Here is a 20,925-nt window from a genome sequence, read left to right as displayed (position 1 = left end):
CGAGAGCGCAAACTTCTTGTTTGTTGCGGTTCCCCGCGCCTTACGGGGAACCGTTGTTTGATTGTCCGGGGTCAGCCATTGCAGAAGTGCTGTCGGCCATCGGCGCCAATAAAAGTGCCGGTGCGCGGGTTGAATGTCCGGTAGCGGCTCTCGCAGTAGGAAAGCCACCCGGCCGACCCGGGCTGGCGCGACACGGTTACTGTGGTGGCAGGCGCGTATAGCGGCGCCGTACCGACATAGCTCGTGCCATATGTCGGCGGCGTCCCGGCGTAAGCGGGAGCATACAAGGGCTGGGTGCCGGTATAGCCCGGTCCCGCGTAAGCTCCATGCCATCTGGGATAGCTGAGCGCGCCGACTATCAATGCGCCTGCGGCGACGCCGCCTACGACGGCCCATGCCACGGCCGGGTTGGCATTCGCCGCCGGCGCGGTGGCCAACGTGGTCGCGGCCACGGCCGCGGCGAGAACAGTGGTCTTGAGAGGACTAATCATCGCAATCTCCTTCTCGCAAACCCGCTATATTAGCGAGTTAAGGTATAAGGAGACAGGTAAGAGAGCGGGACCAGAGTGCAAGGAATTCGACGCCTGCCGGAGGATTTGTGAATGGGCCCGAAAAAAGCTGGCTTCATGGCTCCCGGCGGTTTGCGGGAGCCATGACAGATCTTCGTGAAAGCCGCGTGCGCTCGCGAACTTACCTGCAGAAGTGCTGCAGGCCATCGTAGCCGGTAAAGGTGCCCGTATTGGCGTTGAACGTGCGATAGCGGCCACTGCAATAACGAAGCCAGTCCGCTGATCCCGGTTGCGGTCCCGCTGCTGCCGCGGGAGCAGTGATCCCATAGACATGGGACGGAGCGGCAGGGGCGACAGGAGCCGGAGCGACAGGGGCCGGAGCAGTCATCCCGTAGGCATAGGCCGGGGCGGTTATTCCGTAAGCATAGGCCGGTGCGGTGATGCCGTAGTTTCTCGCAACGTCGGCAGGGTTCACCGCCAGGCTGCCGTTCGGAAGCCTGTAGAGATCGTAGTCCGGGTAGATAGTGGTGAATTGATCGGCATTTGCCGACTGCACGCAGACCAGCGAAGTTGCGCAAATGGCTGCGGCAAGGGCGGCGGTCTTGAGAGGGCTAATCATGACAATCTCCTTCTCGCAAACCCGCTTCAGGAGTGGGGGTAAGCTGTAAGGAGAGAGATAAGAGGGGCGCTTTGGACTACAAGGAATGTGGAGCCCATGCGCCGGAAATGTGAACGGCGGTGTCGGGATTTTTCCCCATTCGGCCTACGGCAATTCCCCACGCGCTGTCGGGGAATTGCCGATGTTGATGCCTCAGGCCGGATCAGCTGGCCGTGCAGAAATGCTGCAGGCCGTCATTGCCGGTAAAGGTGCCCGAACGCGAGTTGAACGAGCGGTAGCGGTTTTCGCAGTAGCGGTACCAAGCGGGCGACCAGGGCTCGATGGTCCCGTAATTACGGGCGTAGACCGGGGCAGGGCGCCGAACGTAGCGATAGCTCGGCTCCTCATAGGCGTAGTCCGGTTCGTAATAGGGATCGACCGGCTCATAGTAGCGCGGCTCCGAGGCCGCATTTGCGGCACCTACGGCCAGGGCGCCAACCGCCAGTCCGAGAACGCCGGCCGCAACGATGTCGCCGGTGCGGTCGCGATGGCCGTAGTGACGCCAGCGCTCGCCGGCATTCGCGGCTGGCAGGGCTGCCAGCGTGGTCGCTGCCACGGCGATGCCGAGAACGGTGGTCTTGAGAAAGCGGTTCATGATGGTCTCCTTCGCGTACCCGCCACTTCGGTTTAGATGCGGCCCAAGCGTTCGTCGGAGACATAATGTGCTCAGCCTGAACGTAGGCTGAACGGCTTCTTGCGTCTCAAAATGAGGAAGAGAATGGCGGGAAGGAGGCGGAAAAAAGAATTCCCGCTGCGCCTTCGACCGTCAGGCCGGGCGGCCAAAAACGCCCCCAACTCTGCAACTGCCGGCGAGGCGTTGCGTCGGCGCTTACGCCCATGTCGGGCGAATGGAAAATTGCGACAGGCGGCCATTCGGCCGCCCATCGCAAAGGCTGTAAGTCAGCTTAGCCGACCGTCAGATTAACTGCCTTGGGTCCCTTACCGCGCTTATCCGGCTCGGTTTCGAAGGTCACTTTCTGCCCGTCCTCCAGTCCGGGAAGGCCAGAGGCCTGCACGGCTGAGATGTGAACGAAAACATCCTTGGCGCCATCATCCGGCGTAATAAAGCCGAAGCCTTTGGCATGGTTGAAGAATTTAACGGTGCCGGTCTGCGGCATGGGTAACTCCTTGTATTCCCCTCATAGTCCATCACGGGCGGGTTGCACCCGCTCCGGCTCGGTCGTTCACTTGGGGGGAGAAGAAACAGTTGTCGCGCCCGGGGCATTGCCCTCTTGTTGCGCGATGCTACCAGGATACCTCGTGGTTTCGTCCTGGGGCAGGCTATTCCATTCTCCGGGCCCGCAAAACCCGAAGACTAACTTTCTCCATATTTTGGCGGCAGGGGCAAGTAAAAGTTTTCGTCCAAGCCAAGCCGGCGAAGAAACCTTTTGGCGAAATTCTGCCGTGCGCAGCAGGAGGTCGACCGGTAGGACTGTGTTTCCCGCCTAACGATCCTGCGAAAGCAAAAGGCGCAGCAAACGAATGCTACGCCCTTTGCATGATGTCGGCTCAATCTCCCGGATCGTCACATAAGCTTTTGTATGACGGGCCGGGAGAAGGGTACGCCTTTGTTACGAGGCGCGCAGGTTCACCGCCTTGGGGCCCTTGCCCATGCGGTCAGGCTCAACGTCGAAGGTGACCTTCTGGCCGTCGACGAGGGTGCGCAGGCCCGAGGCCTCGACCGCCGAGATGTGGACAAACACATCCTTGGCGCCGCCATCGGGCGTGATGAAGCCGAAGCCCTTGGTTGCATTGAAAAACTTTACGGTTCCGCTCTGGGACACTTGGGAGAACTCCTTCACCCGTTTGTTGGTCGACCCTTGCCGTCCGTCTGGCGCCGGAGGAAAGGGGGTGTTGCTATTTGGCGGTCGTGCATTCGCGCACGGTCGAGCCCCCGCCAAAAAAAGGGCTTGTCAGAGATTCACGGTGTCGGGGAAAGGGTTCGCACAAGACGTCCAATCTCCGGGCCAGTAAATGCCCGAACAACAAATCTATCGCACGGAAATGTGAAGTTTGCAAGTCGAGGTTGAGTTCAATATCTGACATCATTTTACAAAGCGTAATGGAATCAGCCGCCTACGCCGCAACAGAGAAGTTGCATTCGATTACGAGATCGAGAGGATGATTTGTTGGCTTAAAATCATCTTTCGATGGGGTGGTGAGCAAGTCGATTCACTTGAGATCGGATGTGTTTCTCTCCATGCGACGCGCTGTACGCCCACGATTTCTGGCGCCAGCTTTTCCCATATGCGGATTTGACGCTCAGATCGTGAAAGTCCAAGCCCGAACATTCTTTGCTTCTTACTCGAGAGCGCGGCTCTTCTTGCAGAAGGGGCTGTGACTTCCCGGTTTTTCGGGCACACCCGTATTGTGACAATTTTATGAAGGGTTTATGTCGATCACCGGATTGGGTGTGGTCGGGAGATGCGGTCTGCGCGTTTCTCCGCCCGATCGTTCGGGGGGTGGGGCACCGTGATCAGAAATCAGCGCATCGTTCTATTTCTTTTTCTGATGTCGTTTTTCTACCCGCTAAGAATGATCTTCGATTTCCATGGGCGACAGAGAATTATCTACATTCTGTCGGCGCTTCTTGCTGCCTTTGTTTTCAAGTTTTATGGCAGACAAGGCTTCCAGAAGAAATCACTGTTTCTGTGGAGTTTGATTCCCGTAATATTCTTGTCCGTTTATGTTTTTGTCTTTGCTGTTTTCGGTGCTTTCGACTTCGGTGCGGTCGTCTACCACCTGCAGTCCGGTATGAACGGCGGACATCCCGATATTCGCGGCACAAAAGTATTCTACGTCGCGCTCTCTCTTGTCGGGTTCCTGCTGTCGTTGCTCTATCTCAGGAGCCATGACCGGCGTTTCCACTACGTGGATGTCAGCCTCGCCTTGGCCTTCATCGCGGCAAATCCCATAGTCTGGACCGCTGCTGATTTCTATTTGAGCCCGCCTGATCCGACTCTGACCAATTTCTATGCCGCTCCTCCAATGCAATTGCCCGAGGGTGCGAAGAAGAAAAACATCATCATCATCTATGCGGAAAGCGAGGAGCGGACATTTGCCGATATCAATCGGGGCGCTGAGACATTTGCGGAAATGTCCGAAGTCGCCGCATCCGGCATCGAAGTTCAGGGCATACGCCAGCTTGCGAACACTGGCTGGACAATGGCCGGCTTCGTGTCGTCGCAATGCGGCGTCCCGCTGCAGCCGCGCGGCTTGTTCAGCGAGAACAACTTTGCGCACCAGTCCAGCTTCTTCGGCCCCATTAATTGCCTGAGCGACGTGCTGAATGCGAACGGTTATCACACCGAATTTATGAACGGAGGCGATAGCCACTTCGCGGGGATTGCGACCTTCGTCGATGGCCACAAATTCGCGCACCGAAGCGGATTTGACGACTACCGCGGAATCGCCGGCGACTACCGCAATGTATGGGGGCTCTACGACGACACCTTGTTCGAGCAGGCGGAGAAGCGCATCGAGATCCTGCAAAAGCAGGACAAGCCTTTCGCCTTTTCCATGGCCACCATCGGTGGCCACGCACCTTCAGGCCACGTAACGCGTACTTGCCGGCAAAACCTTGCGCAAGGCGAGTTGAGCGAGATGCAATTCGCCATCAAATGCACGGGCTATCAAATCAAGACGTTCCTGGCTTTTCTGAAGCAGAAGGGGCTGCTGGAAAACACCATTGTCGCCATACAAAGCGACCATCTCATCATGGAGAATGAGCATTCCGGTGAGTTGAACTCGAAGCCGCGGATGAACTATTTCAGCATTTCTGGCGATGGCCTCGAACCAGCGGTCATCAAGCGCGAGGCGGCCATGTTCGACGTGTTCCCGACGCTGCTGCAAGCGCTGGGAATGGAGCTGCCAGGCGGACGCGCTGGCATTGGCGTTTCCCTGTTCGCCAAGGAGCCCAATCTTGTCGAGACTTACGGACAAGACAAGCTGGACGGAATGCTCCGCCGCGATTGGATGCTGAGCCGCAAATTGTGGGGCGACGCCAGCTCTTAAAAGGGAAGGGCAGCGCAGGCCCTGGCCGCGCCCGGCTCCGGCGGAAAAATTGGCAGCCGGCGCGGCGATCGCGACGTCAATCTTCGAGCACGAAAGTGATCTTCAGATGGACGCGGTAATGGGTGATCTTGCCGCCGGAGATCTTGATTTGCTGATCCTTCACCCAGGCGCTGGTAATGTTCTTCAATGTCTTGCTGGCGCGTTCCACGCCCATTTTGACGGCGTCGTCGAAGCTCTTGTCGGAGGTGGCGGTAATTTCCGTGACCTTGGCGACAGACATGGTTTTCCTCCTGTTGTCCGGATGACCGTCCCGGCCACTGATCCGGCGTCAAAAGGTCCGGAAATGCGGGCGCGGGCGGTCCGCAGGAGGAACTAGGGCACGTTCGCGCCTTGTCATGGGGACAGCTGCGTGAGCCTTGGAATGCCTGATCGCCGAAGAGCAAAACCCGCGCAGCGCGCGGGTTTTCCATGTCAGTGTCCGGGCTTGCCGGTCTTGCTCGAGCGCCGCGCCTTGGCGCGCTCGTCGGCCGGGTCCTCGTAGGAGCCGGCGCCGATCTTGGCCCGCTTGATCGGCTTGACGCTTTCGACCGGCTTTTCCGTGCGGCGCACGGTCATTTCGTCGAGGCTGTTCTTGCGGAACAGTGACTTCTGGTCAGCGCCGTGGTCGTCGGGCAGGCCGTAGTCGGCGCCGTGCGCCTCCTCGGCCGTCTGCTTTTTGAACAGCGAGCGCGAGACGGCGCCGGCGGGCTTTGCCATGTCGGTGCCGGGGCCCATGTCGTCGATATGCGGCTTCTGGAATAGCGACTTGCCAGCCGGCTTTGCGCCGTCGGCGCCCATTTCGTCCAGATGCGGCTTGCGGAACAGGGACGAGTCACCCTTGTCGTCGACGGTGCGGTGCTTGGCGATGCCCTTGTTGTGCTTGCCCTTCTCGCGACCGGAAGCCGGGCTTTCCATGTCGGCATATTTCGCCAGGGGGTCGTCGGAAATTGAGAGCTCCAGCTCGCGCAGGCGCTTGATCTCGTCGCGGATGCGGGCAGCCTTCTCGAAGTCGAGATCGGCGGCAGCGTCGCGCATCTGTTTGTCCAGTGCTTCCAGATGCGCCTTGAGATTGTTGCCGACCATGTTGCCGTCAGCGGCGAAGTCGGAAATGTCGGCGCGGACGTGGTCCTTCTCGTAGACGGACTCGAGGATGTCCGAGATGCGCGACTTGACGCTTTCGGGCGTGATGCCGTTGGCCTCGTTCCACGCCACCTGCTTCTCGCGACGGCGCGTCGTCTCGGCCATGGCGCGTTCCATCGAGCCAGTGATGTTGTCGGCGTAGAGGATGACCTTGCCGTCGACGTTTCGTGCAGCGCGGCCGATGGTCTGGATGAGCGACGTCTCGGAACGCAGGAACCCTTCCTTGTCGGCGTCGAGGATGGCAACGAAGCCGCATTCGGGAATGTCGAGGCCTTCGCGCAGCAGGTTGATGCCGACCAGCACGTCGAAGGCGCCGAGCCGAAGATCGCGCAGGATTTCGATGCGCTCCAGCGTGTCGATGTCCGAGTGCATGTAGCGCACCCGAATGCCGTTCTCGTGCAGATATTCGGTCAGGTCCTCGGCCATGCGCTTGGTGAGCACGGTGACCAGCGTGCGATAGCCGGCTCGCGTGGTTTCGCGGATTTCGCCCAAAACATCGTCGACCTGGCTCTTGGCCGGTCGCACTTCGACCGGCGGATCGATCAGGCCGGTGGGGCGGATGACCTGTTCGGCGAAGACGCCGCCGGCCTCTTCCATTTCCCAGCCGCCGGGCGTGGCCGACACGGCGACGGTGAGCGGGCGCATTGCGTCCCATTCCTCGAAGCGCAGCGGCCGGTTGTCCATGCAGGAGGGGAGACGAAAACCGTATTCAGCCAGCGTCGCCTTGCGGCGGAAGTCGCCGCGATACATGCCGCCGATCTGCGGCACGGTGACATGGCTTTCGTCGATGAAGACCAGTGCGTTGTCGGGAATATATTCGAACAGCGTCGGCGGCGGATCGCCGGGGCGGCGGCCGGTCAGGTAGCGCGAATAGTTCTCGATGCCCGAGCAGGAGCCGGTCGCTTCCAGCATTTCGAGGTCGAAGCGGGTGCGCTGTTCCAGTCGCTGCGCTTCCAGCAGGCGTCCGGCCTTTTCCAGTTCGACAAGGCGATGCTGCAGCTCCTCCTTGATCGACTTGATGGCCTGATTCAGCGTCGGGCGCGGCGTCACATAGTGCGAGTTCGCGTAGATCTTCACGCTTTTAAGGTCGCCGGTCTTCTGGCCGGTCAGCGGGTCGAATTCGGTGATGGTCTCGATCTCGTCGCCGAACATGGAAATGCGCCAGGCCGAATCCTCAAGGTGGGCCGGGAAGATCTCGATCGTGTCACCGCGCACACGGAACGAGCCGCGCACGAAGTTGATGTCCTGTCGCTTGTACTGCTGCGCGACGAGGTCGGCGAGCAGCTGGCGCTGGTCGAGCCGGTCGCCGACCTGCATCTGGAAGGTCATCGCCGTATAGGTCTCGACCGAGCCGATACCGTAGATGCAGGAAACCGAAGCTACGATGATGACGTCGTCGCGCTCCAGCAGCGAGCGCGTGGCCGAGTGGCGCATGCGGTCGATCTGCTCGTTGATCGTCGATTCCTTCTCGATGAAGGTATCGGTGCGCGGCACATAGGCTTCCGGCTGATAGTAGTCGTAGTAGGAGACGAAATATTCCACCGCGTTGTCGGGGAAGAATTTCTTGAACTCGGCATAGAGCTGGGCGGCCAGCGTCTTGTTGGGCGCCAGGATCAGGGCAGGGCGCTGCGTCTCCTCGATCACCTTGGCCATGGTGAAGGTCTTGCCCGAGCCGGTGACGCCGAGCAGCACTTGCGTGCGCTCATGTTCGGACACGCCTGACACGAGATCCTTGATGGCGGTCGGCTGGTCGCCTGCCGGCTCGAAATCCGAAACCATCTTGATGGTGACGCCGCCTTCGGATTTTTCCGGGCGCTCGGGACGGTGAGGAACCCACAACTCGCCGTTCTTGTGCAGCGGGTTGCCGCTTTCGATCAGCGCGGAAAGTGCCGCGACGGTTGCGGTGACTCCGGACGGCACGAGCGTCTCGGCCTCTTCGAGACTGATGTCCAGGCCCGCAACCGGATTGAGACCGGCCGCGGCGCGTTCCTTGGCCGTGGCTGCGCCGCCCATCGAGGTGCCGCGCGCGGTGCGGGTGGGCGCGGCAGAACGCTCGGCGATCTTCTTGGCTGGCTTGGGCTTTGCCTTCTCCGCCTCCCGCGTAATCTCTTCTGCCCAGTCCGAGATGGAGCCGCCAAGCGGCGTGCCCGACAATTCGGCCTGCGGAGCCTCGGAAAAACCTTTGCGCTCGAGCGGTTCGGCCGCGTCGAGGAAGTCGGTCAACGCGCTGCGCCGCACGCCCTTTGCCGGTCGTTCATCGCGAGCCGCGGTTTGGCGCGGCGTTTTCTTTTCGGGGGATTTGGCCATGCGCTGGAATATGGTAGGAGTCCGGAAAAATGAAAAGGGCAGGTTGGGCAAAAGACGTTCTGCCACCTCGGCTCCTGACATGGCGGTGTCAGTGGCGCCAGATGGCTTCGAAGCCGCATCTTGCGCTTGTCATCCGGTCTACCGAAAGAAGCTCGCCGTCTCCTTCCATGTAACGCCTGGCCGCTGGCCTTTTTGTATTGGTGCGCAAGCCGATGAAGATCGCTCATCTCATAAGCCATACCGGCCTGAACGGCGTGGCGACCAGCACCAAGACCCTGATCGACCAGCAGATCCTGGCCGGTCACGAAGTGATGCTGGTCTACCCGCGCAAGTCCTGGATCGGCAAGCAGAGCTTCGCCGGGCCGATCAAGATGCTGGAAAGCAGTTTCAAGACACTGCCTGCCGACTTGAAGGAAACCGGCTACCCGATCCTCCACTGGCGGCGCACGCTCGTGCACACGCATGGCAGCCGGGCCAACAAGTTCGGAATGATCTATGCCATCGTCGATGGCGTTCCGACCGTCATGACCGCGCATGCCCGCCAGTTCCAGATACCGTGGCGGTTCGCCCATGCCGTGGTCGGGCTTTCGCAGCAGACAGCCGATTACTACACGAGGCGGCTGCTGGTATCGCCCCGCCGCATGCATATCGTGCCGAACATGTTCGATGCCGGCGCCCTGTCGCCCGTGTCCGACCAGGCACGCGGCAATGCCCGCCGGGAGCTGGGCATACGCGACGAGGCATTCCTGCTCGGCAGCGTAGGCGTGATCGGCAAGCGCAAGCGCCAGATCGACATGGTCCGCATCCTCGCCAAGCTCGTCGCGGCGGGGATCGACGCGGAACTTCTCCTTATCGGCGGGCTGGAGGATGAGCAGATGCCGGGCTGGGAGGAGGCGATTGCAGATCCGGCCCTGCGCGGAAGAATACACCTGCCCGGGCAAAGATCGGACGCTGTCGCCCTGGTTCCGGCCATGGACGTGTTTCTATGCACCTCCGTGCGCGAGGAGGCGCCGATTGCGCCCCTGGAGGCGATGGCGCAGGCCATCCCAGTGATTTCGGTCGACGTCGGCAACATGGTCGATCTCCTGCCGAAGGACCGCGTCTTTGCGATCGGCGATGTCGATGGCATGGCCCGCGCGGCCGAGCTGCTGGCCCGAAATCCGGAATTGCGGGCACGTGACGGATCGATCGACCGTAGCACTGTGACCGACAAGCTGGCTCCCGGGGTCATCCTGCCGCAGATCGAGGACATTTATCGCGCCGCCATCGAGCGAGCCGGACCGCGCGGCCAGAAGAGCCTCAAGCAATTGGCCGCCAAGTCCTGACCCGGTGCCCGGCAAGGCTCCGAATGCCTCGGGTGTGACCGCTCAGCCGTAGCGCAGCTTCAGCCCGAGGATCGTCGCGATGAACAGGAAGGTCACCACATTGGCCATGATGATCGGCAAGGAGCCCAGGAACAGGCCGTAGATCGCCCACATCAGCACTCCGGCGGCCAGGGTGCCGGTCGTGCCCCATGAAATGTCGCTGGTCTGCTTGTCGCCCAGGATTTTCACGATCTGCGGTAGCCAGGCAAACGTGGTGATCACGGCCGCGATCGTGCCGATCAGTTCTATGAAGGGATGCACAAAAGCGACTTTCAACGCTGGTGGGGAGCTGGGCAATGGATGACAGAAAGCTCGATTCGTGTGAAGTCGTGATGTCGCGAGGGAAGCTTGCGGAGGTTTTCGTCCATGAGAGGCGAAAGCTGAATGGGGAAACGCATTTCGCGCTTTTCTGCGTGATCGGTGCTCGCGGAGATTGCGGCGCCTGGGTGGCTGTAACACGGCAGGGTGCCTTTCCGCCCAAACCGGTGGTTTTTCAGGAAAGCGCTTGAAACATTTCCGCGGTGGCTGTGGCGCGAAGCAGCTGCACGCGCTTGCAGGCTGCCAAATGTGGCGCAAATAAGCCTATGTTTTCGTTGAGAAAATTCATTCTTTGTGATTTGCCGGAGGCGACCTCCTGACCCTATCTCCAGGACGTCCGGCGGGCTTGTTGTCTTCCCCGCGGCGAGCAAATGCCGGGCGCTGAACATAACGGAGTACTTGTCATGAAGAAGATTCTCGTTGTCGCCGCTGCTTCGCTGGCTTTCATGGGCGCCGCCTATGCCGGAACCCTGGAAGGCGTGGTCAAGTCGGTAGACCCCGCGACGAAGACGATCACCCTCGAAGACGGTACCGCTGTTGTCGCAGATGATGCCGTGACGCCCGAGGCACTCGGCACGCTTACTGCGGGCGCCAAGGTGAAGGTGACCGTCGACGACAGCACCACCAAGGCCACTGCCGTGGAAGTTGCGAAGTAAGGGCAGCAATCTCCACTAGCGCCTCCAGTATCAGGCCGGCCCGCTCGCGGGTCGGCCTTTTCGTTTGCGAGCCTGAAGGCAGAACTTTGTGCTCGAATTTACCTCGATGACGGCAACTGTTTTGCGGGTCACGCGTTAGCCTGCCACTTGCTCAGCGCCTGCGCGCCGCCCAACGGCGCATCTTGCGGCGCATCAAGATCAGGAGAAGCATCATGAAAACCGTCCTTGGAACTGCTCTCATGTCGATGTTGCTCATTTCGCCGCTGATCGCAGGCGAAATGGAGGGCAAGATCAAGTCGATCGACATGAAGAAGCACATGATCATGATGGAAGACGGCATGTCCGTCATGACCCGGCCTGAAGTTAAGCTCGATCACTTCAAGCCCGGCGAGCACGTCAAGATGACGATCGACAAAGACAAGATGGCGACAGCGGTCGAAAGCATGAAGTAGCTTTTCGAGCCTGCTTTCCAAGGCCGGTCCGGCGTGGCCGGCCTTTCGCCTAAAGCGCCGGTTGCTTCGCGACCGGCAAGCGCGCGGCGGTCCCATGTTGTCGAGCAGGGTGTCAATTCACTTTTGCGGCCGCAAAGCTGGCGGCGCCATGGCTCGGATGGTAAAATACCCGTTGAGCTGAACCGACTTGCCTAGAAACGCCGACCATGGCGGTTCAATGCAGTCCATGAACGCCAAGGTCAGTCGCTCTCCTGCACGTGGAGGATGAATATGACCACGAATCTCATCTCGCATATTATGCAATCCCTGACGCCGGACATGATGAGCCGCATCGGGACACTTGTCGGCCTCGACCAGAACGTGACTGAGCAAGCCGCTTCGGCTATCGTTCCAGCGCTTCTTGGCGGCTTCGGCAAGATCGCCACGACGCCTGACGGCGCGCGCAAGCTCTACGATACGGTCGCAAGACAACCCACGGGAACGTTCGACAATCTGACCCAGATGCTTGCCGGCTCGGACCGCAAGTCGCTGGTGGAGAACGGGCTCAACACGGTTTCGTCGCTGCTTGGCGGCTCGGCTACGCAGACGCTGGCCGGCGCCGTCTCAAAATTTGCCGGCACGAACCAGGGCGCGGCATCGTCCTTGATGGGCGTTCTGGCGCCTGTTGTGACCGGCGCACTGGCAAAGGAAACGGTGGCACGGGGACTTGATGTTGCCGGGCTCGCGCAACTGCTCAAGTCGCAGTCGAGCCACATTCAGGCCGCGCTTCCTCCTGCCTTCTCCGACATCCTGAAAGGCGCGGGCCTGCTTGGCGACATAGCGACTCCGCCGCCACCGCGTGCTGCTGCAACAACGGCAGCAAGCCCGACGGTGGACATCCAGGCCCAGCGGGCGGCAGCACAACGAGCTTCCGCGACGCCGTCGACGGCCAACTGGCTCTATTGGGCCATCCCCGCAATCCTGATTGCGGGCGGCGCATGGTGGTGGCTGGGCGAGAGGACAAATCAGGCAGGACCCCAGGTCGCCCAGCAGCAGACAGGAACCGAGCCACAACAAGGCATTGACCCTGGAATGACCGCAGGGATTCCCGGAGGCGACCTGAAGACGCGCGCCACGCAAGCCCTGGCCGCTCTCAACGCCGTGCCCGGCGGCGCCGACGTCGCCAAACAGACGGCTTCGGCGCTCGACGAGGTGAAGACCTCGCTGAGTCAGGTGTCGGATGCGGCGACTGCCCAGACCGCGGTGCCCAAGCTGCAGGAGGCCGATGCCGAGCTTGGCAAGGTTAACGGTCTTGCCGCGCAGTTGCCCGCCACGGGCCGCACCGCTCTTGCCACGCTGATCTCGGCCAACATGCCGACGATCAATGCCCAGCTCGACAAGGTGCTGGCGCTCCCCGGCGTCGGGCCCATCCTCAAGCAGCCTGTCGACACGCTGCGGAGCAACCTGGATAGTCTATCCAAGGCTCCGGCCTGAGGTTCATATCGGTTTGCTCGGCATGGTTGCCGGGCAAACCGACGCCCATAGCTTCGCTGTCGCAAGGACCGTTGCGTAGCCGCATCACCCGAAGAATATGTACGGGCGGCCATGTCGTGGGACCGCACCGTTGGGTTGCATCTTTCTTTTCGCGTAGATACGAATTTGCCGATCAATTCGATCGAGAAAGGAGGGCTGCGCGTGAATATGTTTTTCCGGCACAATCGCCAGTGCGGCCCCGTTCATGCCCTGCGGATGCGTCTGCAGGGCTGATCAGAGACGGTCTTCTTAGACAAATCTTCCTGGTCTGCCCTGAGTGGTATTGCAGCGCCGAGCCTATCGGCTTGTGCGGTTGCAACTTATCAGAAAAATCACCGAGCCAAAACGGCCAGCATCGCCCTTGTAATGGCGTGGCCCACAAGCGGATTGACCGCTGGCGCTCGGCAAGACCAGAGAACGATTATGGCTTTGATCAATGCCCGCAATCTCGGCGTCACCCTCGGCACGCCGCTTTTTTCGAATTTGAGCTTTTCCCTTGAGGCGGGCGACCGCCTTGGCCTCATCGCGGCCAACGGACGCGGAAAATCCACGCTGCTGAAATGCATCGCCGGTGGCCTCGAGCCGACCGCCGGTGAAATTACCCGCTCGCGCGGCCTGCGTGTTGGCCACGTCGAGCAGGACGTCCCAACCGGTCTCTTGAACACGTCATTCTACGACGCGGTTCATCAAGCGCTCCCGGCCGAGCAGGCCGAAACGGAGTCCTGGCGTGTCGATGTCGTATTGGCCTCGCTCGACGTGCCGCAGGAGTTTTATCGGCGCCCGCTTGGTAAGCTGAGCGGCGGCTGGCAACGGCTGGCACTGCTCTCGCGCGTCTGGGTGACCGAGCCGGATGTGCTGCTGCTCGACGAGCCGACCAACCATCTCGACCTTGCCCGCATCGGTCAGCTGGAGGAATGGCTGAACGCGCTGCCGCGCGATGTGCCGGTGGTGATGTCCAGCCACGACCGCGCCTTCCTCGACGCCACAACCAACCGCACGCTGTTCCTGCGGCCGGAGCAGTCGCAGGCGTTTTCGCTGCCCTATAGCCGGGCGCGGGCGGCCTTGGACGAGGTGGATGCCTCGGAGGAGCGCAGGTTCCAGCGTGACATGAAGACCGCGCAGCAACTGCGCCGGCAGGCGGCGAAGCTCAACAACATCGGCATCAACTCCGGCAGCGACCTGCTCGTGGTGAAAACCAAGCAGTTGAAGGAACGGGCGGAGCGGCTGGAGGATGCTGCGCGGCCGGCGCATCAGGAGCGTTCGGCGGGTGCGATAAGACTCGCCAATCGCGGCACGCATGCCAAGGTGTTGATCACGCTGGAAGATGCACCGGTCGAAACGCCGGACGGGACGCTGCTGTTCAATACCGGCAAGCGTTGGATCTGCCAGGGTGATCGCATCGTCCTGCTGGGCCGCAACGGAGCGGGTAAGTCGCGCCTCGTTAAGCTGATCCGCAAGGCCATAGCGGAGGCCGCGACGGCTCAGGGCACTGTCAGGGCGACGCCTTCGGTGGTGCTGGGCTATGCGGACCAGGCGCTGGCTGATCTTCGCGACGACGACACGCCGCTGGCAATGGTCAACCGGCGCTTCGATGTCGGCGACCAGCGGGCACGTTCGTTGCTGGCCGGGGCAGGGGTGAGTATCGACATGCAGGACCGGCCGATCGGCAAGCTCTCGGGCGGACAGCGGGCACGGCTCGGCATGCTCGCGCTTCGGCTTGCCAACCCAAATTTCTATCTCCTCGACGAGCCCACGAACCATCTCGACATCGACGGCCAGGAGGCGTTGGAAGCGGAGCTTTTGGAACGCGAGGCGAGTTGCCTGCTCGTGTCGCACGACCGCAGTTTCGTCCGTGCGGTTGGCAATCGTTTCTGGCTGATCGACAAGCGACGGCTGGTCGAGGTGGACGGGCCGGAAGAGTTCTTCGCGTCGGTTGCGGGGCAGGGATAGGGACGCTCATATCTTGATTCAATCGCATGCCGGATCGATTCAATCCGGCATGCCAAGCTGCTGTTTCGAAAACGTTTTTTCAGGCAGTCAGCTTCGCCGGAAAGCCGGGAGCGCGCAGGTCGGCTCCAGTCGCGTCTTCCAGAAGCTTGACGATCATCGTCGACCAGGCCTCGCCGCCATAGGCTGTCTTGCCTTGTTCGAAGATGGCGCCGACGCGTGAGGCGAGATCGAGCGGCACGCCGAAATCACGGCCCATGCCGAGTGCAAAGCCAAGGTCTTTCAGTGCAAGATCCATGGTGAAGCCGATGTCATAAGAGCCGTTCAGCACCAGTTGGCTCTCGGTTTCGTGGACAAAACTGTTGCCCGACGAGGCGACGATGGCGTGGTATGACTGGGCGAGATCGAGCCCACCCTTCTTTGCCAGCATCAGCGCTTCGCCCGCAGCGACGAGATGAATGAAGGCCAGCATGTTGGTGATGACCTTGATCACCGCCGCCGAGCCGATCGGACCCATCAGGAAGGAGCGTGCGCACATGGCCTCGATGGCCGGGCGATGGCGCTCGTAGAGTTGTGCATCGCCGCCGACCAGCGCGGTTATGCCGCCGGTTGCCGCGAGATGCACGCCACCGGTGACCGGGCATTCAAGCGTCTCGATCCGGTTCGCTGCAGCCAGACCGGCAAGGCGAAGAATGTCTTCGCGGCCGTTGGTGGACATTTCGATCCAGGTCGCGCCTTCGCGAAGGCCGACAAGAAGGCCATCGGGACCGCAAAGCACGGCCTCGCTGACCTTCGGCGACGGCAGGCAGGTGATGGCGTTGCCGGCGCGGGAGGCGGCTTCGGCCGGGCTCGAAGCGGCCTGTGCGCCGAGGGCGACAAGCCGACTGACGGCGGCCGGGTCGCGGTCGAACACCGTCACCGCAGAGCCATGGCGCAGCAGGCTAGCGGCCAGATGGCCGCCAAGGTGGCCGAGACCGACGAATGCGTAGGTCTCGGTCATGGAAACAGCGGGTCCTGCGTCATCTGCAGGTGCAATTCCGTGCCCGTCCAGGGATGTGCCTCGCACACCGCCTCGTCCAGCTCGACGCCGAGGCCGGGTTCCTTCGAGGGGATGACGTTGCCGTCCTGCCACTCGATCTTCTTCTTGAGCAGCTTCTCGTGGAAGCCGTCCCACTGCTTCAAAGACTCGAGGATGAGGAAGTTGGGTAGCGTCGCTGCGAGCTGGATGTTGGCCGCGCCGACGATCGGGCCGCAATAGCAATGCGGCGCGATCTGGATGTGGTAGGCCTCGGCCATCGCCGCGATTTTCTTGGTTTCGAGAATGCCGCCGGAGCGGCCGAGATCCGGTTGCAGGATGGTGGCGGCGCGGTTTTCGATGACGCGGGCGAACTCGAATTTCGTCGTCAGGCGTTCGCCCGTGGCGATGGGAATGGAGGTGCCGCGTGCAACCTGCGCCATCACTTCCGGCATGTCCGGCGGCACCGGCTCCTCGAACCACAGCGGGTCGTAGGGCTCGATGGCCTTGGCCATGCGCAGCGCGCCGGAGGCGGTGAACTGGCCATGCGTGCCGAACAGGATGTCGGCGCGGTCGCCGACCGCCTCGCGGATTGCCTTCAGCATACGCGCCGACAGGTCGATGTCGTAAAGGCGCGGCTGATGGCCGTCGAAGGCAGTGTAGGGGCCTGCGGGGTCGAGCTTTACCGCATTGAAGCCCTGACTGACGTAGAGCGCCGCGCATTCGGCCGCCAGATCGGGGTCGTTGTAAACGTTCCTGCCGTGCGCGTCCTCGCTGTGGACGCTACCGGTGTGCGGATAGAGGTAGGTGTAGGAGCGCAGCTTCTCGTGAACCTGGCCACCGAGCAGCTTGTAGACCGGTTTGCCCGCCTCCTTGCCGATGATATCCCAGCAGGCGATTTCCAGCGCCGAGAAGCAACCCATGCCGGAGACGTCCGGCCTCTGAGTGAAGCCGGATGAATAGCAGCGGCGAAAGAAGCTCTCGATGTCGTGCGGGTCGCGGCCGATGAGATAGCGCTCGGCCATGTCCTCGATCATGCGGGCGGTGACGTGGGCGGAGAAGGTGGCGTTATAGGCCTCGCCATAGCCGACCACGCCGCCGTCGGTGGTGAGCTTGACGAAGATGAAGTACTTGCCGCCGATGCCCGGCGGCGGATTGCCGACGACGAAGGTTTTTACGTCGGTGATCTTCATGGGTGGTCCTCCAAAATCATCTCCGCGCCCTTCCAGCCGGTCATAATGGAAGCTGCATTGGTGTTGCCGGTGATGTTGTCAGGGAAGATCGAGGCGTCGACGATGCGCAGGCCCGCAAGGCCGTGCACACGCAGGCGCGGGTCGACCACGGACTGCGAGGCGTCCGGTCCCATCCGGCAGGTCGAGACGGGGTGATAGACCGTGCCGCTGCGCTTGCGGAAATCGGCGATCAACTCGTCGTCGCTGACGCATTTCGGACCGGGCAGCACCTCTTCGGTAATGACCTCGGTCATGGCCGGCATCGACGCGATCTTGCGCACGAACTTCACCGCAGCGAGCATCTCGGCGACGTCGGTCTCGGTCGAATAGGCGTTGGGCACGATCTTCGGATAGTCGAGCGGGTTTTTTGTGCGGATCATGATCGAGCCGCGGCTCGAGGGCCGGCAGTTCGACAGGCCGATGGAAAAGCCGGGCCACGGATCGGGTGTCAGGATGGGCCGCTCGCCGGGCTTGGGCAGCACGGTTGAAAAGGCCTGGAAATAGAGCTGCATGTTGGCGCGGCGCTGGCCGTCATCCGTGCGGAAGAAGGCACCGCCCTGGTTCATGCTCATCGACAGCGGGCCGGTGCGCATCAGGAGGTATTGCATGCCGACGAGCATCTTGCCCCACCAGGGGCGCAGCGTCTGGTTCAGCGTCGGCAGCCGGCCCTTATAGGTGTAGTTGATCCCGAGATGGTCCTGCAGATTGGCGCCGACATGGGCGTTGACGTGCACAACCGGGATGCCGAGGTTTTTCAAGAGATCGGCGGGGCCGACGCCGGAAAGTTGCAACAGTTGCGGCGTGTTGACCGAGCCGCCGCAAAGCACCACCTCGCGCCCAGCGCGCGCGGTAACCGTGCGACCGTTCTTCAGATATTCGATGCCGACGGCGCGGGTGCCCTCGAACAGGATCTTCGTCGCCAGCGCGTTGGTGACGACGCGGACGTTGGCGCGCTTCATCGCCGGGCGCAGGAAGGCGCGGGCGGACGACCAACGGCGGCCGCTCTTGGTATTGATCTGATAGACGCCGACGCCTTCCTGCGCCGCGCCGTTGAAATCCTGATTGAGGGCGAGCCCAGCCTGCTGGCCAGCCTTCAGGAAGCGGTGGGTGAGGGGATGCACGCGGCTGCGATTGTCGGTCACGTGGATCGGGCCGCCGCGCCCGCGCCATGCGTCGGCGCCGGCTTCGTTGTCCTCGATAGCCTTGAAGATCGGCAGGAGATCGTTGAAGCCCCAGCCGGAATTGCCGGCAGCTGCCCAGTCGTCGAAATCCTCGCGCTGGCCACGGATCCAGACCATGGCGTTGATGGAGCTGGAGCCGCCGAGCAATTTTCCGCGCGGCCAGTGGTCGGCATTGCCGGCAAGGCCCGGGTCGGGCTCGGTCTTGTAGTTCCAGTTCACCGCCGGGTCGAAGAAGGTCTTGCCATAGCCCAGCGGCATCTGCACGAAAAAGCGGCGGTCGGTGCCGCCGGCCTCCAGCACCAGCACTGAGAAGCGCCCGCTGGCCGACAGTTTTTCGGCCACTACGCTGCCCGCGGAGCCGGAGCCGACGACAATGAAATCATAGTCTTGCATGGGAAACGAAAGACCGTTTGCGAACTGGCTGAAGTATCGATTCAAGCCTAGACCCCGTTTCACTGCCTCGGCCTATGGGCGACCGGCATGGCCTGTGAAAAAAGCGACGGGAGGCCGAGACCGCAACAACTCAATCTTGTTCTATTTGCCGCGATATGCCCGGCTAGAGATGGAGATGGAGTTGCCGTTCGGGTCACGCGCGTTGGCGAAGACATAGCCGTCCGCCTGGTGGAGTGGCCCGAAGTTTAGCCCATTCTTTGCACATGCTTCGCGAAATGCCTCGACGTCTTCGACGTCGAGCACCAGCTTCACTGCAGATTGACCGACCTTTTGCGCTTTGCCGGCCTGATGGATCAGGAGGTTCGCGCCTCCGTTGGGGCAAATGAGCTCAACGATTCTGTCACCTTCCTGGCGGTGCGCTTCGAAACCAAAATGTCTTTCATAAAAATCGACAATGCCGGCTACATTTCGTGCGTAGAGCACAATCCGATTCAATCGCAGTGCCAATTGTTTGCTCCGCGGCCTTCGAGAAATGCGGCATAGGCTACGATCTAATGCCATGATTGTCAGTATCGTCAGCTCTGGAGTGGGAGGGGTGCTCCGGCCGGTGCGTTGACGCATTCTGGCCGGGACGATACTGGTGCGGCCCGCACTCAGTGGTGAGAGGGAACAGTATGCCCCATTTCGCAGACGGCAAGCCAACGGGCGAGCTTACCTTGCGCACGCTGGCGATGCCGGCTGACGCCAATGCCGCCGGCGACATCTTCGGCGGCTGGGTGATGGCGCAGATGGACCTTGCCTGCGGCATCCGCGCCGCCGAGCGCGCCAAGGGCCGCGTGGTGACGGCGGCGGTGAAGGAAATGTCATTCGCCAAGCCGATGAAGATCGGCGACACGCTGTGCATCTACACCCATGTCACGCGCGTTGGCCGCACCTCGATGACGCTGAAGGTCGAGGCCTGGGCGCAGCGCTATCTCACCGACCTGATGGAACGGGTGACCGACGCCGATTTCGTCATGGTGGCGCTGGACGGTGAGGGCAAGCCGAAGCCGGTGCCGGTGGAATAACTAGGACCGACTAAGCCTTCGAATTCGCCAGGTCGAATTTAATCCGCGCCTCGGTCACGCGTGCGGTGTTCACGCGCGCCCATTCACCCAGAGCGGTGACCGGTACCAGTAGCTCGTGACCAAGTTCGGTGAGTTCGTAATCCACGCGTGGCGGGATGGTGGGAAAGACGGTGCGCGTGACGAAGCCGTCGCGCTCCAGCCCGCGAAGAGTTGAGGTCAGCATCTTCTGCGAGATGCCGCCGATGATGTGGCGCAACTCGTTGAAGCGCATGGGACCGTCGCCCAGCCGACTGACGACAAGCACGGTCCATTTGTCGCCCACGCGCTGCAGGATATCGCTGACGGCCCGGCAGTCCTCGGTGCGGTGCAGGTGCCTCGGTTTCAAAAAAGTGCCTCCTTGTGCGCTGTTTTTCAGGTCACTTATATAGTCTCGGTATCTATCGGTTACCAGATTTCGAAAGGAGACAAACACAATGTCCAAGCCCAAGATCGGCGTAGTCGTCGGCTCCACGCGACCGACGCGTTTCGCCGACAAGCCCGTCGAATGGTTCGTCAGTCTGGCCAAGGCGCGCGGAGATGTCGAGGTCGAAGTTATCGACCTGCGCGACTATCCGCTGCCCTTCTTCGATGAGGCCGTCTCTCCGGCATGGGGCCCCTCGCAGAGCGAGGTCGCGCGCAAGTTCCAGGAGAAGGTCGCGTCGCTCGACGGCTTCGTCTTCACCGCCGCCGAATACAATCACGGCCCGACCGCCGTTCTGAAGAACGCGCTCGACTACGCCTACAATGAATGGAACAGGAAGCCGGCCGGCTTCATCGGCTATGGCGGTGTCGGCGGCGCGCGCGCCGTGGAGCAGCTGCGCATGCATGCTGTCGAGTTGCAGATGGCGCCGACCAAGACCGCGGTTCACATCGTGTGGGGCGATTTCCTTGCCATCAGGGAAGGCAAGAAGATCGAGGAATTCGAACATATCAACCAGGCCGGCAGGGCACTGCTGGACGAGACGGTCTGGTGGGCCAAGGCGCTCAAGGCCGCGCGCGATGCCGATGCCGCCGCAGCCGCCACCAAGGCCGCCTGAGCGGCAAGCACATTTCCTCCCAGGGACGGGCAGGGCGGCAGCGAT

At 61.6% G+C, this 20,925-nt stretch carries 22 protein-coding genes; 9 read left to right on the top strand and 13 right to left on the bottom strand.

The annotated features are described in order from the left end of the window. Positions 1-71: 71 nt before the first annotated feature. From M2281_RS24725 to M2281_RS24705, 5 genes are all read right to left on the bottom strand, one after another. Entirely contained in the window at positions 72-491 is a 420-nt protein-coding gene (locus M2281_RS24725) for a BA14K family protein (protein ID WP_280823864.1), read from the bottom strand. A gap of 199 nt (positions 492-690) precedes the next feature. Further along, the gene (locus M2281_RS24720) at positions 691-1,128 is read right to left on the bottom strand and encodes a BA14K family protein (RefSeq protein WP_280823863.1); all 438 of its coding nucleotides are present in this window, start codon (positions 1,126-1,128) and stop codon (positions 691-693) included. Between the two features lie 202 nt (positions 1,129-1,330). Further along, positions 1,331-1,762, bottom strand: coding sequence for a BA14K family protein (locus M2281_RS24715; RefSeq protein ID WP_280823862.1), 432 nt, complete (start codon positions 1,760-1,762; stop codon positions 1,331-1,333). A 310-nt stretch (positions 1,763-2,072) separates the two neighbouring features. After that, on the bottom strand, positions 2,073-2,285 hold the full coding sequence (locus M2281_RS24710) for a cold-shock protein (protein WP_056105658.1): 213 nt from the start codon (positions 2,283-2,285) through the stop codon (positions 2,073-2,075). Between the two features lie 453 nt (positions 2,286-2,738). Next, a complete protein-coding gene (locus M2281_RS24705; protein WP_280823861.1) occupies positions 2,739-2,951 on the bottom strand; it encodes a cold-shock protein in 213 nt (70 codons plus the stop codon). A gap of 688 nt (positions 2,952-3,639) precedes the next feature. On the opposite strand from M2281_RS24705, the gene M2281_RS24700 reads away from it, so the two are divergent. After that, positions 3,640-5,181 carry a sulfatase-like hydrolase/transferase gene (locus tag M2281_RS24700; protein ID WP_280823860.1) on the top strand — a complete coding sequence of 514 codons (1,542 nt, stop codon included), beginning with the start codon at positions 3,640-3,642 and terminating at the stop codon, positions 5,179-5,181. A 76-nt stretch (positions 5,182-5,257) separates the two neighbouring features. Here M2281_RS24700 and M2281_RS24695 read toward each other — a convergent pair whose 3' ends face one another. Beyond that, on the bottom strand, positions 5,258-5,461 hold the full coding sequence (locus tag M2281_RS24695) for a dodecin family protein (protein WP_280823859.1): 204 nt from the start codon (positions 5,459-5,461) through the stop codon (positions 5,258-5,260). A 191-nt stretch (positions 5,462-5,652) separates the two neighbouring features. Then, positions 5,653-8,667: an excinuclease ABC subunit UvrB gene (uvrB, locus tag M2281_RS24690; protein ID WP_280823973.1), complete on the bottom strand. Its 3,015-nt coding sequence runs from the start codon at positions 8,665-8,667 to the stop codon at positions 5,653-5,655. A gap of 212 nt (positions 8,668-8,879) precedes the next feature. On the opposite strand from uvrB, the gene M2281_RS24685 reads away from it, so the two are divergent. After that, a complete protein-coding gene (locus M2281_RS24685; RefSeq protein WP_280823858.1) occupies positions 8,880-9,992 on the top strand; it encodes a glycosyltransferase family 4 protein in 1,113 nt (370 codons plus the stop codon). A 42-nt stretch (positions 9,993-10,034) separates the two neighbouring features. Here the strand turns inward: M2281_RS24685 and M2281_RS24680 are convergent, their stop codons facing one another. Continuing rightward, positions 10,035-10,292 carry a SemiSWEET family sugar transporter gene (locus M2281_RS24680; RefSeq protein WP_280823857.1) on the bottom strand — a complete coding sequence of 86 codons (258 nt, stop codon included), beginning with the start codon at positions 10,290-10,292 and terminating at the stop codon, positions 10,035-10,037. 35 nt (positions 10,293-10,327) lie between these two features. Here M2281_RS24680 and M2281_RS24675 point away from each other — a divergent pair, with 35 nt between their 5' ends. The 5 genes from M2281_RS24675 (at position 10,328) to M2281_RS24655 (ending at position 14,919) form a co-directional block, all read left to right on the top strand. Continuing rightward, positions 10,328-10,540: a hypothetical protein gene (locus M2281_RS24675; protein ID WP_280823856.1), complete on the top strand. Its 213-nt coding sequence runs from the start codon at positions 10,328-10,330 to the stop codon at positions 10,538-10,540. Between the two features lie 213 nt (positions 10,541-10,753). Continuing rightward, a complete protein-coding gene (locus M2281_RS24670; protein WP_280823855.1) occupies positions 10,754-11,005 on the top strand; it encodes a hypothetical protein in 252 nt (83 codons plus the stop codon). A gap of 212 nt (positions 11,006-11,217) precedes the next feature. Further along, positions 11,218-11,457, top strand: coding sequence for a DUF1344 domain-containing protein (locus tag M2281_RS24665; RefSeq protein ID WP_280823854.1), 240 nt, complete (start codon positions 11,218-11,220; stop codon positions 11,455-11,457). Positions 11,458-11,727: 270 nt separating this feature from the next. Next, on the top strand, positions 11,728-12,930 hold the full coding sequence (locus tag M2281_RS24660) for a DUF937 domain-containing protein (protein ID WP_280823853.1): 1,203 nt from the start codon (positions 11,728-11,730) through the stop codon (positions 12,928-12,930). Positions 12,931-13,392: 462 nt separating this feature from the next. Further along, the gene (locus M2281_RS24655) at positions 13,393-14,919 is read left to right on the top strand and encodes an ABC-F family ATP-binding cassette domain-containing protein (RefSeq protein ID WP_280823852.1); all 1,527 of its coding nucleotides are present in this window, start codon (positions 13,393-13,395) and stop codon (positions 14,917-14,919) included. A gap of 79 nt (positions 14,920-14,998) precedes the next feature. On the opposite strand, the gene M2281_RS24650 is transcribed toward M2281_RS24655, so the two are convergent. The 4 genes from M2281_RS24650 to M2281_RS24635 all read right to left on the bottom strand — a co-directional run bounded on the left by M2281_RS24650 (position 14,999) and on the right by M2281_RS24635 (position 19,238). After that, a complete protein-coding gene (locus M2281_RS24650) occupies positions 14,999-15,916 on the bottom strand; it encodes an NAD(P)-dependent oxidoreductase (RefSeq protein ID WP_280823851.1) in 918 nt (305 codons plus the stop codon). Continuing rightward, positions 15,913-17,124, bottom strand: coding sequence for a mandelate racemase/muconate lactonizing enzyme family protein (locus tag M2281_RS24645; protein WP_280823850.1), 1,212 nt, complete (start codon positions 17,122-17,124; stop codon positions 15,913-15,915). The genes M2281_RS24650 and M2281_RS24645 overlap by 4 nt, the downstream gene beginning before the upstream one ends. Beyond that, positions 17,121-18,737, bottom strand: coding sequence for a GMC family oxidoreductase (locus M2281_RS24640; RefSeq protein WP_280823849.1), 1,617 nt, complete (start codon positions 18,735-18,737; stop codon positions 17,121-17,123). The genes M2281_RS24645 and M2281_RS24640 overlap by 4 nt, the downstream gene beginning before the upstream one ends. A 141-nt stretch (positions 18,738-18,878) precedes the next feature. Continuing rightward, the gene (locus tag M2281_RS24635; RefSeq protein ID WP_280823972.1) at positions 18,879-19,238 is read right to left on the bottom strand and encodes a VOC family protein; all 360 of its coding nucleotides are present in this window, start codon (positions 19,236-19,238) and stop codon (positions 18,879-18,881) included. A gap of 173 nt (positions 19,239-19,411) precedes the next feature. On the opposite strand from M2281_RS24635, the gene M2281_RS24630 reads away from it, so the two are divergent. After that, on the top strand, positions 19,412-19,804 hold the full coding sequence (locus M2281_RS24630) for an acyl-CoA thioesterase (protein WP_106725866.1): 393 nt from the start codon (positions 19,412-19,414) through the stop codon (positions 19,802-19,804). A gap of 10 nt (positions 19,805-19,814) precedes the next feature. Here the strand turns inward: M2281_RS24630 and M2281_RS24625 are convergent, their stop codons facing one another. Continuing rightward, positions 19,815-20,189 (bottom strand): winged helix-turn-helix transcriptional regulator, encoded by a 375-nt coding sequence (locus tag M2281_RS24625; RefSeq protein ID WP_280823848.1) that lies wholly within the window; start codon positions 20,187-20,189, stop codon positions 19,815-19,817. 88 nt (positions 20,190-20,277) lie between these two features. Between M2281_RS24625 and M2281_RS24620 the strand changes: the two genes are divergently transcribed. Next, positions 20,278-20,880, top strand: a complete 603-nt coding sequence (locus M2281_RS24620; protein WP_280823847.1) for an NADPH-dependent FMN reductase — start codon at positions 20,278-20,280, stop codon at positions 20,878-20,880. Positions 20,881-20,925: the final 45 nt, after the last annotated feature.

Source organism: Pseudaminobacter soli (ex Li et al. 2025) (genome assembly GCF_029892515.1).
GTDB classification, from domain to species: domain Bacteria; phylum Pseudomonadota; class Alphaproteobacteria; order Rhizobiales; family Rhizobiaceae; genus Pseudaminobacter; species Pseudaminobacter soli_A.
The sequence above is the reverse complement of the archived record's forward strand: the minus strand, read 5'-3'. Positions and strand labels throughout refer to the sequence as shown.